Origin of the sequence: Streptomyces sp. NPDC005648 (assembly GCF_040605395.1) — a bacterium.
In the GTDB taxonomy this organism is placed as follows: domain Bacteria; phylum Actinomycetota; class Actinomycetes; order Streptomycetales; family Streptomycetaceae; genus Streptomyces.
Genome location: NZ_JBEXCS010000112.1, coordinates 20,083 through 30,194, shown reverse-complemented (window position 1 = coordinate 30,194; position 10,112 = coordinate 20,083). Strand labels below are relative to the sequence as shown.

12 protein-coding genes and 1 pseudogene are annotated in these 10,112 nt (G+C 72.8%); 5 read left to right on the top strand and 8 right to left on the bottom strand.

Translation table 11 applies throughout. The features are described 5' to 3' along the window. Nucleotides 1-1,053 (top strand): FAD-dependent oxidoreductase (locus ABZT17_RS39595; protein ID WP_356356653.1); only part of this gene is annotated, 1,053 nt, incomplete at its 5' end. A 38-nt stretch (nucleotides 1,054-1,091) separates the two neighbouring features. Beyond that, complete coding sequence (locus tag ABZT17_RS39590; RefSeq protein WP_356356651.1) at nucleotides 1,092-1,643, top strand: PadR family transcriptional regulator; 552 nt, start codon at nucleotides 1,092-1,094, stop codon at nucleotides 1,641-1,643. Between the two features lie 3 nt (nucleotides 1,644-1,646). Here the strand turns inward: ABZT17_RS39590 and ABZT17_RS39585 are convergent, their stop codons facing one another. Together ABZT17_RS39585 and ABZT17_RS39580 are read right to left on the bottom strand one after the other, a co-directional pair. Then, entirely contained in the window at nucleotides 1,647-2,201 is a 555-nt protein-coding gene (locus ABZT17_RS39585) for a hypothetical protein (RefSeq protein WP_356356649.1), read from the bottom strand. A gap of 166 nt (nucleotides 2,202-2,367) precedes the next feature. Beyond that, nucleotides 2,368-2,469 (bottom strand): annotated as a pseudogene (locus tag ABZT17_RS39580) (hydrolase); the annotation flags it as partial. A 363-nt stretch (nucleotides 2,470-2,832) separates the two neighbouring features. On the opposite strand from ABZT17_RS39580, the gene ABZT17_RS39575 reads away from it, so the two are divergent. Further along, on the top strand, nucleotides 2,833-3,528 hold the full coding sequence (locus tag ABZT17_RS39575; RefSeq protein WP_356356647.1) for a glycoside hydrolase family 75 protein: 696 nt from the start codon (nucleotides 2,833-2,835) through the stop codon (nucleotides 3,526-3,528). 164 nt (nucleotides 3,529-3,692) lie between these two features. Here ABZT17_RS39575 and ABZT17_RS39570 read toward each other — a convergent pair whose 3' ends face one another. From ABZT17_RS39570 to ABZT17_RS39550, 5 genes are all read right to left on the bottom strand, one after another. Then, nucleotides 3,693-4,103 (bottom strand): PTS fructose transporter subunit IIA, encoded by a 411-nt coding sequence (locus tag ABZT17_RS39570; RefSeq protein WP_356356645.1) that lies wholly within the window; start codon nucleotides 4,101-4,103, stop codon nucleotides 3,693-3,695. Further along, a complete protein-coding gene (gene dhaL / locus ABZT17_RS39565) occupies nucleotides 4,096-4,695 on the bottom strand; it encodes a dihydroxyacetone kinase subunit DhaL (protein WP_356356643.1) in 600 nt (199 codons plus the stop codon). Before dhaL ends, ABZT17_RS39570 begins: the two co-directional genes overlap by 8 nt. A 53-nt stretch (nucleotides 4,696-4,748) precedes the next feature. Beyond that, nucleotides 4,749-5,741 carry a dihydroxyacetone kinase subunit DhaK gene (gene dhaK, locus ABZT17_RS39560; RefSeq protein WP_356356641.1) on the bottom strand — a complete coding sequence of 331 codons (993 nt, stop codon included), beginning with the start codon at nucleotides 5,739-5,741 and terminating at the stop codon, nucleotides 4,749-4,751. Between the two features lie 163 nt (nucleotides 5,742-5,904). Next, nucleotides 5,905-6,480: a hypothetical protein gene (locus tag ABZT17_RS39555; RefSeq protein WP_356356639.1), complete on the bottom strand. Its 576-nt coding sequence runs from the start codon at nucleotides 6,478-6,480 to the stop codon at nucleotides 5,905-5,907. A gap of 47 nt (nucleotides 6,481-6,527) precedes the next feature. After that, nucleotides 6,528-6,917: an STAS domain-containing protein gene (locus ABZT17_RS39550; protein ID WP_356356637.1), complete on the bottom strand. Its 390-nt coding sequence runs from the start codon at nucleotides 6,915-6,917 to the stop codon at nucleotides 6,528-6,530. Nucleotides 6,918-7,130: 213 nt separating this feature from the next. Here ABZT17_RS39550 and ABZT17_RS39545 point away from each other — a divergent pair, with 213 nt between their 5' ends. Then, entirely contained in the window at nucleotides 7,131-7,577 is a 447-nt protein-coding gene (locus tag ABZT17_RS39545; protein WP_356356635.1) for a pyridoxamine 5'-phosphate oxidase family protein, read from the top strand. 16 nt (nucleotides 7,578-7,593) lie between these two features. Here the strand turns inward: ABZT17_RS39545 and ABZT17_RS39540 are convergent, their stop codons facing one another. Then, entirely contained in the window at nucleotides 7,594-8,046 is a 453-nt protein-coding gene (locus ABZT17_RS39540) for a pyridoxamine 5'-phosphate oxidase family protein (protein ID WP_356356633.1), read from the bottom strand. 281 nt (nucleotides 8,047-8,327) lie between these two features. On the opposite strand from ABZT17_RS39540, the gene ABZT17_RS39535 reads away from it, so the two are divergent. After that, complete coding sequence (locus ABZT17_RS39535; protein ID WP_356356631.1) at nucleotides 8,328-10,058, top strand: GAF domain-containing sensor histidine kinase; 1,731 nt, start codon at nucleotides 8,328-8,330, stop codon at nucleotides 10,056-10,058. Nucleotides 10,059-10,112: the final 54 nt, after the last annotated feature.

Genomic DNA, 10,112 nt, shown 5'->3' with positions numbered 1-10,112 from the left:
GTCGAACTCGGCAAGGAGCGCGGGGACATCGTCGCGATCACCGCGGCCATGCTCCAGCCGGTCGGCCTGAAGAAGTTCGCCGACACCAAGATCACCTCCTGCCTGGTCAACCCGCGCGCCTGCCACGAGACCGAGCTGGTGCTGTCGCCGACCCGGCTGCGCAAGCGCGTCGCCGTCGTCGGCGCCGGACCGGCCGGACTCGCCTGCGCCGTGTCGGCCGCCGAACGCGGCCACGAGGTGACGCTCTTCGACGCCGCGAGCGAGATCGGCGGACAGCTCAACGTCGCCCGGAAGGTCCCCGGCAAGCAGGAGTTCGACGAGACACTGCGCTACTTCCGCCACCAGCTCGACGCGCACGGCGTGGACGTACGCCTGAACACCCCCGTCGCCGCGGCGGACCTGGACGCCTACGACGAGATTGTCGTCGCCACCGGCGTCGCCCCGCGCACCCCCGACATCCCCGGCGTCGACCACCCGAGCGTCGTCGGCTACCTCGACGTCCTGCGGGACGGCGTCCCCGTCGGCGACCGTGTCGCCATCCTCGGCGCGGGCGGCATCGGCTTCGATGTCGCCGAGTTCCTCACCGACGGCGGCGACAAGGCGCACGAGGACCCGCGGACGTACTTCCGCCAGTGGGGCGTCGACATGGACTACGCGGGCGCCGGCGGAATCACCGCGCCCGAGCGGCCCGCCCCGACCCGCAGCGTCCACCTGCTGCAGCGCAAGACCAGCAAGGTCGGCGCCGGTCTCGGCAAGACCACGGGCTGGATCCACCGCACCGAGCTCAAGCACCGGGGCGTCACCATGGTCCCGGGGGTGCGCTACGACCGTATCGACGACGCCGGACTGCATGTGACGATCGGCGAGGAGAGCACCGTCCTGCCCGTCGACACCGTCGTGCTGTGCACCGGTCAGGAGCCGCGCCGCGACCTGTACGAGCAGCTGGTCGCCGCGGGCCGCAGCGCGCACCTGATCGGCGGCGCCGACGTGGCGGCCGAACTGGACGCCAAGCGGGCCATCAAGCAGGGCACCGAGGTCGCGGCGGCACTCTAGGCACGAAGGCCCCCCGGCGCCGTCCCTAGGATGACCCCATGTCCCTCCCGCACGCGATCCTCACCGCCCTGCTCGAGAAGCCGTCCTCGGGGCTGGAGCTGACCCGCCGGTTCGACCGGTCGATCGGCTACTTCTGGTCGGCGACCCATCAGCAGATCTATCGCGAGCTGGGCAAACTGGAGGCCGAAGGGCATATCAGGGCGCTGCCGACCCAGCAGCCGGCCCGCGGGCAGAAGAAGGCCTACGAGGTTTTGCCCGCGGGCCGCGCGGAACTGGCCCGGTGGACCGCCGCATCCCAGGACCCCAGACCCCACCGCGACACCCTGCTGCTGCGGATGCGCGCGGCGGCCGTCGTGGGGACGGAGGGCATCGAGGCCGACCTGCGCCGCCATCTCGCCCTGCACCAGCGGCAGTTGACGGAGTACGAGGAGATCGAGAAGCGCGACTTCCCGCCCGGCGCCACCAGCGCCCAGGGCCGACTGCAACACCTGGTGCTGCGGGCGGGCATCGACCTGGAGACCTTCTGGACCGAGTGGCTCACCCACGCCCTGAAGGAGCTGGCGGAACCGCCCGGCGACGAGGGCAGGTGAGCCTCAGAGTCGGTAGGGCCGTGAGCGGCGGCGCAGGAACCAGCCCGTCGCGATGACACCGGCACCGACCAGTGCGCTGCCCACCCCGACCGTCACCGGGCCGTAGTCCCGCACCGCGCCGCCGAGACCGCCCATGACCCCGAGCGAGGGCGAGGGCGAGGAGGTGGCCGAGATCGTCGGGGTCGCGGAGGCGGCCGACACGATGACGGACTGCGAGCCCGCGATGCTGTTGTTGAAGGCGCACATGACGATCACGGTGTACGTGCCCGGGCTCACGCCCTGCCAGGCGGCCGTCTGGATGCTGGTCGTCCCCGACAGCGCCACCTGGCGGCCCTGGGCGAAGTTCGCCTGGCTGCTGTTGAGCAGCGAGGCCGTGCCCCACATGCCATTGCTGGCGGTCTGGTTGCACACGGTCGTGGTGACCGAGACGGTCGACCCGCTGGTGCTCACCGAGATCCCGGTGCCCAGCGCCGCGGCGGGTGGGGCGGCCAGGGCGGCCGGCAGCGCGGCGGCGGCCACGGCGAGGCCGGTGCGGATCAGAAGCTGAGAATTGCGCATGTGGACTGCCCTCCGACGGCACGGTTGGCGGAACATCCCTTGCGCCGCCGAGGGTCGGGAAACGCCCGTGCTGTCTCAGGGGCAGCCAACGTGCCCCGGCGCCGCCGCGCATGCGGACGGCCCCCGGCCAGGTGACGGATTCCACCGTCCGGCCCATGACCGCCGCCTACCCGGTCGGCACCACCCGCTCTCCCGGGAACCCGCCCCAGGCGCCGTCGGGCAGCCTCGCCCGAATCCGGACGCGGATGGTCATGCCGGCCTCCCGGCCGCCGCAGAAGCCGTACGCCACCCGGTCGGTACGGCCGCCGGGGTACTTCCTCGACCTTCGTGGCGCCGCGATACACCGGGCGTTGGTGACCGGCCGCGGGAGTTACGTATGCTGAAGCTCCTCACGGCCGAACTCTCCCAGAGGGCTCGGGAGTTCATGCCGGTGGCGCGGACCGCTGTCGTCGCTGATCCCGCGCCTGACGCGGGTGGCCGGGCGACCGGAGCCGACGCCGGCTCAGGTCCCCGGCCCCTGCTCGGAGTTCGGGATGTACGCCGTCCGGCCCCTCTGCGGTGGCCGCTTCCGCCGGGTGGGAACAGATTGGGCCGAGTGCCCGTCAGGTCCCCCAGGAGAGGCTCCCGTATCGTGCGTGTCCAGTCGCTGACGCTGGCCGTGGCCTGCGCCGCCCTGCTCGCCCCGACCACCCTTCCCGCGGCCCGGCCCCGCATCCTGGCGCAGCCGGTGGCCTGGCGGGAGGGTGATGTGAGCGCCTCCGCCCTGCTGGCCAGGGTGCGGGGCTGTACCCAGGTCTCCCGCGGCCGCTACCGCAGCGACGAGGACAGGCCGGCCGACATCCCGGTCTGCGCCACCCGGGGGGCCGTCTTCTGGAAGGCCGACATGGACATCGACTGCGACGGACGGCCCGGCCCGCGCTGCAACCGGCGCAGCGATCCGCTGTTCTCCTCCCTCACTGCCTACCAGCAGTCCGACGGCCGCTACTTGAGCGCCGAACGGCTGCCGTACATCGTCGTGCCCGCCGTCAGCCCCATCTGGAACCACCGTGACCACGGGGTGCGCGGCGGGGCGGTCGCCGCCGTCGTCTACCGCGACCGCGTGCAGTACGCGGTCGTCGGCGACGTCGGCCCGCACGACGTCATCGGCGAGGCCTCCTACGCCACCGCCAAGGCCCTCGGGATCACCCCGGACCCGCGCGGCGGCGGCACGGCCTCCGGGGTCACCTACATCGTCTTCAAGGACTCGCAGGTCAAACCGATCGAGGACCACACCGCCGCCGTCGCGACCGGACAGCGCCTGGCCCGCCAGTTCGTGAACGGCGGGTAGGACCCGCCCGGGCCGGTGTCGCGTGGACCTACCTGAGCCGTGCGTGTGGGCTCGTGCGGACTGGCGGTGTGTGGACTCACCTGAGCCGCGTGTGTGGGCCCGCCCGAGCCCCGCGTGTGTGGGCTCGTTCGGGCCGGGCGTGGGAGGCCGGCCGGGGTGGTCTCTCAGATCTTTCGGTAGGTGTACGCCTCCGCTGCCGCCGCCTCCACCGTCGGCAGGTCCGCGCCCGTCGCCGCCGTGACCACCGCGGCCACGGCGCCTTCCACGAACGGGGCGTCCACCAGACGCGTGTTCTCCGGGAGCTCGTCGCCCTCCGCGAGCAGAGCCTTGACCGTGAGGACCGCGCTGCCGAGATCGGTGAGGACGGCGACGCCCGCGCCACGGTCCACGGATGCCGCCGCCGCTGCGATCAGCTCCGCGCTCGTGCCGAGGCCGCCGCCCTCGGTGCCGCCCGCCGGGGCGACCGGCACCGTAGTACCGCCACCGGCCAGACCTCTGGCCAACTCGGCGACGGACGCCGCCACTTCCGCGCTGTGGGACACCAGCACGATGCCCACCTGCTTCCCGTCACTCACCGGCCGCCTCCGCGAGTGCCGCGACCAGCAACGCCGACGACGTGGCGCCGGGGTCCTGGTGACCGATGCTGCGCTCGCCCAGATAGCTGGCCCGGCCCTTGCGGGCCTGCAACGGCGTCGTCGCCAGCGCGCCCTGCTCGGCCGCCGACCGCGCCGCGCCGAAGCCGTCGGCCAGCGCGTCCACCGCCGGCACCAGCGCGTCGATCATGGTCTTGTCGCCCGGCGCAGCCCCGCCCAGCGCCATGATCGCGTCCACCCCGGCCCGCAGCGCCTCGGCGAACTCCGACTCGGCGACCTCGGCCGCGTCCCCGAGCGCCTTGCCGGTCCGGCGCAGCAGCGTCCCGTACAGCGGCCCCGACGCACCGCCGACGGTCGAGATCAACTGGCGTCCGGCGAGCGTGAGGACGGCACCCGGAGTCGCGGGCGCCTCCTTCTCCAACGTCGCGGTCACCGCCCGGAACCCACGCTGCAGATTGCTGCCGTGATCGGCGTCCCCGATCGGGGAGTCGAGAGCGGTGAGCCGTTCCGCCTCACGGTCGACGGACGCGGCGGTGGCCGTCATCCAACGGCGGAAGAAATCGGCGTCGAGCACTGGATCTCCTTGCGTGGTAGGTGCGTTGCCGATCGGTGGTGGGTCACCGTGACTTACATGCCCCAGCGCAGCCCCGGCGTCCGCACCGGCGCGTCCCACAGCCGCAGCAGCTCCTCGTCGACCTGGCACAGGGTGACGGAGGCGCCGGCCATGTCGAGCGAGGTGACGTAGTTGCCGACCAGTGTGCGGGCCACGGCCACACCGCGCTCGGTGAGCACCCGCTGCACCTCGGCGTTGAACCCGTACAGCTCCAGCAGCGGTGTGGCGCCCATGCCGTTGACCAGGACGAGCACCGGATTGCGCGGCGGCATGTCCTCCAGGATCGCGTTCACCGCGAAGTCCGCGATCTCGCCGGAGGTCATCGTGGCCCGCCGCTCACGGCCGGGCTCACCGTGGATGCCGATGCCCAACTCCAGCTCGCCGGGCGGCAGATCGAACGTCGGGCTGCCCTTCGCGGGAGTGGTGCACGCGCTCAGGGCCACGCCGAAGCTGCGGGAGTTCTCGTTGACCTGACGGCCGATCGCCTGCACCCGCTCCAGCGGCTGCCCCTCGTCCGCGGCGGCGCCCGCGATCTTCTCCACGAACAGTGTCGCCCCGGTGCCACGGCGACCGGCCGTGTAGAGGCTGTCGGTGACCGCCACATCGTCGTTGACCAGCACCTTGGCGACCTGGATGCCCTCGTCCTCGGCGAGCTCCGCCGCCATGTCGAAGTTGAGCACGTCACCGGTGTAGTTCTTCACGATGAACAGCACGCCCGGGCCGCTGTTGACGGCCGCGGCCGCGCGCAGCATCTGATCGGGCACGGGGGAGGTGAAGACCTCGCCCGGGCAGGCCGCCGAGAGCATCCCGGGACCCACGAATCCGCCGTGCAGCGGCTCGTGCCCGGAGCCGCCGCCGGAGATCAGGGCGACCTTCCCGGCCACGGGGGCGTCCCGCCGTACGATCACCCGGTTCTCGACGTCGACGGACAGCTCGGGATGGGCGGCCGCCATGCCCCGCAGCGCGTCCGCGACCACGGTCTCCGCGACGTTGATGAGCATCTTCATGACTACCTCCGGGGATGCGTGTCCACTGAGCCGCAGTCCCGACAGCTCACTCTGGGAAGTATCGGCGCTCTCACGGCGAAGGTCACGTGCACGGCGGTGCCCAGTGCGCCCCGGTGATCGGTTTCCGGGCCGGTGAGGCCGATACGCCCCTTCTCATGGTTGCTCAGGGGGTCCGATGGCTCCAGTGCGGCCCGACCCGCTCCCACTCCCTGCCCCACTCGTCCAGGCGCCGCCGATCCAGCCACCAGCGCGCCGTGAGCCCCGCCCCGACCGCCGTGCAGCCGACGGCCAGCGCGGCTGCCGCGCCCAGCAGGGCCGCCTCGAAACCGGCCTCCACGGGACCGGTCGGCTCGTTCGTGAGCGCGCCCCGGCCATCCAGCCAGACCACGACCCGGGCACCGGCCCGGTCGCCGGCGGGCACCAGAGTCCGGCCGCCGTGGGTCCTGCCGTCGGAGCCCGTCCAGCTGACCCGCGCCAGTACGCGGTCGTCACCGCCTCCGCCCGTTGCCGTGCCCGTGGCGTCGCCCGCCAGGACGGCCCGTACGGGGTGGCGCTCGGTGCGCTGCCGGGCGAGCTCGTCGGCGGCCGCGTGGCCGGTGACCAGCCCGGCGACCGCGCCGCCGAGGGTCACCAGCACCCAGACGGCCAGGACGATCCACGCCTCGACGAGGTCTTCGTGCCGACGCAGTGGATTGCGCCGCCACCGCCACAGCGGTCTCCTCGGGGGCCTGGCGCTCATCGGTCCGCACCTCCTCCGCGTCGTCACGGTCCTCGCCGACGCCCGGGTCAGCCCGCCGCGGCGGGCAGGTCGTCGCCCGGTGCGGGGGTGAGCGCGTCGGAGAGACGGGCGTACATCTCGAAGGCTCCGGCCAGCCCCACCGGCCGCAGCATGCGCACGAAGTCCGGGCTCCTGGTGACCAGCCGCAGTCGTCCGTCACGTGCGGTGACACGGTTGCGCGTCCGGCACAGCACGCCGAGGCCGGAGCAGTCGATGAAGGACACCGCGCGCAGGTCGAGGACCAGATCGGGACGGGCGGGCGCGCTGAGTTCGTCCAGCCGGGCCCCCAGACGAGGTACCGCCAGGAGGTCGAGCTCGCCGCGCAGTGCCACGACGGTCGTGTCGGCGACCAGTCGCACCGTGTCGACGGGGGCGGGTCCGGAGTCACTTTCGGCCATGGTCACAGACAACCCGCTCGACCCGGGCGGACGATAGGGCCGACCGGCCCAACCCGCGCCCGGGGGGTGGGCCGTAGGGACCGATCGGCGGTGGGGCGGGGCCGGGCGGCAGGGCCGTCGGCCGACATCCTCGGGACCGATGGCCCTTGGGCCGTTGTCCGGTGGCGCGAACGATGGGGACATGAACCGACACCTCCGAGGGACGGCCGGCTGATGTATCCCAACGACGGATTCCGCGAACTCGAACGCCAGGAGTGCCTGCGGCTGCTGGCGAAGGCACCCGTCGGCCGTATCGTGCACACCCGCCAGGCCCTGCCCGCCGTGCTGCCGGTCAACTTCGGCCTGGACACGGACGGCGCGGTGCTGGTGCGCACCTCGGCCGCTTCCGAGCTGGTCCGCGCGATCGACGGGACCGTGGTGGCCTTCGAGGCGGACGAGGTCGACGCGGCCGCGCACTCAGGCTGGAGCGTCGTGGTGACCGGGCCCGCCATGGTGATCACGGACCCCGCCGAACACGCACGCCTGTCCCGCACCGGGCCCCGCTCCTGGGTGGCGTTCCCGCGGGAAGTCTTCGTACGCATCGAACCCGAGCTCGTCAGCGGCCGTGCACTGACCGCCGGGCGGACCCTGTACGGGGTGGATCTGAATGTCCCCCACTGACCCCCGTGCTCGGGAGTCATTCGCCGACGGGCGTCAGACGGACGCCCGTCACCAGGTCCGGGTCGATACGGACCGCGTAGTCCATGGCGCCGCCCACCCAGGGGCGCAGCAGCTTCTGGTAGCGGGCCAGCTGCCGGGCGTCGGTGACGAGGTGGGCGTAGCCGGTGACCGCCACGCTCCAGCCCAGATGCGTGTCCGGATCGATGCTGTCGGCCTCGTAGGCGACGACCACCCCGGGACCGTCGGCCTGCCGGGTTCGCGAGGTGAGGGCCGCGCCCTCGTGGGTGCGGATGACGATGGCGCCGTCGTCGAGGACATGGTTGACGGGACGGATGGTCGGCAGCGCGTGCTGTGTGAAGACGATCCGTCCGAAGGACACGGTGCCCAGCAGGAACAGGGCCTCGGCGCTGTCGAGGGCGACGCTCGCGCGGGGGCCCGTGGGAGCCGGCTGGGCTGGGTGCAGGTCCATGGGCGCTTTCCGTATGCTCTCGTGACTCACTCGTGGCCGTCCGTCGACGCGAGGCGCGGCTCCGTCTGATCAGGTCATCGAAACCGGGACGGGATGTCACGCGCTAGGGCCGTTCGGACCCTTCGCGGCCCCGGTCGGCCCCTCGTCCCCGCCGCGCCTCCCCGTGGCCGCGCGGGCTCGCCTGACCTCGCGGATCCCGCGTCGGCGCAGGGTCTGGGCGGATACCGTGGCAGATGACCGGCACACGGATGCCGGCAGGGCAGAGAGCTGGAGGATCACCGGTGGCACGCTCCGAGGAGACGGGTCAGGCCCGGGTGCGGTTGCCGCAGTTGAGGCTGGACGAGCTGCTGGAGGAGCTGCAGGCGCGGCTGGACGCGGCCCGCGGGACCCGGGACCGGGTGCACAGTCTGCTGGAGGCGGTGCTCTCGGTGGGCCGGGAGCTGGACCTGGAGCAGGCGCTGCACAGCATCGTCGAGGCGGCGGCGGTGCTGGTGGACGCGGAGTACGCGGCGCTGGGTGTGATCGGTCCGGACGGCAGGCGGCTTTCGGCGTTCCACACGGTCGGGGTCGGCGACGAGGAGATCGCCAGGATCGGCCCGTTCCCCGAGGGACACGGCATTCTCGGCGAGCTGATCCGTCACCCCGAGCCGCTGCGCCTGGCGAAGATCGCCGAGCATCCGGCGTCGTACGGGTTCCCGGCCCATCACCCTCCGATGAACTCCTTCCTGGGTGTACCGATCCGGGTGCGTGAGCAGGTCTTCGGCAACCTGTACCTGACCGAGAAGCGCGGCGGGGCGCAGTTCGACGAGGAGGACGAGTCGGTCCTGTCGACGCTGGCGGTGGCGGCGGGCGTGGCGATCGACAACGCCCGGCTGTACGAGGAGTCCCGGCTGCGGGAGCGCTGGCTGCGGGTGAACGCCGAGATCACCCACACGGTGATGTCGGGCGGCCCGGGCAGCGAGGTCCTGCGTCTGATCGCGGAACGGGCCGCGGAGATCACCGGCTCCGCTCTCGGGGCGGTGGCGCTGCCGATGGAGGAGACCGAGACCCTCGCCGTGGAGATCGCGGTCGGCCTGGACGCCGATGCGCACCGGGGACTGGTGCTGCCCATGGACCGCAGTCTGATGGGGCTGGCGTTCTCCCGTGCCGCACCGGTGACGAGTGCGGACGCGGCGCACGACGAGCGGATCTCTGCGGAGCCGCCACGGTTCGAGGGGCTGGGCCCGGCGGTGGCGGTGCCGATCGGCAGCGGTGGGGCGGGGCCGCGGGGTGTGGTGCTGCTGGCGCGCGAGGCGGGCCGGCCGGAGTTCTCCGAGATGGAGACGGAGACTCTGCAGGCGTTCGCCGCGCAGGCCGCGGTGGCCATGGAGCTGGCGGAGCGGCGGCGCGACGCGGAGGAGATCGCGGTGCTCAAGGACCGTGACCGGATCGCCCGTGACCTGCATGACCTGGCCATTCAGCGGTTGTTCGCCACCGGTATGACACTGCAGAGCGCGGGGCGGTTCATCGAGCACGAGGAGGCCGCCGAGCGGGTGGTGCGGGCGGTGGAGGACCTGGACGAGACCATCAAGATCATCCGCTCGACGATCTTCGGTCTGCGGGCGCGGGAGGGCGGGGCCGGGACGGGCTTGCGCTCCCGGGTGGTGCGGGCGGTGGGGGAGGCCTCTCCGGTGCTGGGTTTCGCGCCCGGGGTGCGGATGGAGGGCCTGGTCGACACCGAGGTGCCACGGGAGATCGCCGACCAGGTGATCGCGGTGCTGTCGGAGGCGCTGACCAATGTCGCCCGGCACGCGGAGGCCCGCCGCGTCGACGTGGCACTGGAGACCGACGGCCGGGAGGTGTGGCTGACGGTGACCGACGACGGCCGGGGCATCCCGCCCGGGGGCCGGCGCAGCGGGCTGCGCAACATGGCCGAACGGGCGGAGCAGCTCGGCGGCACCTTCCGGACGGACTCCCCGGAGGGCGGAGGCACCACGCTGATGTGGCGGGTGCCGGTGGGGGAGCGGCCCTAGGGAGGCCCTGGGGAGCGTCTGACGGCTCTTGAAGCCGTCTCACGGCCCGAACGG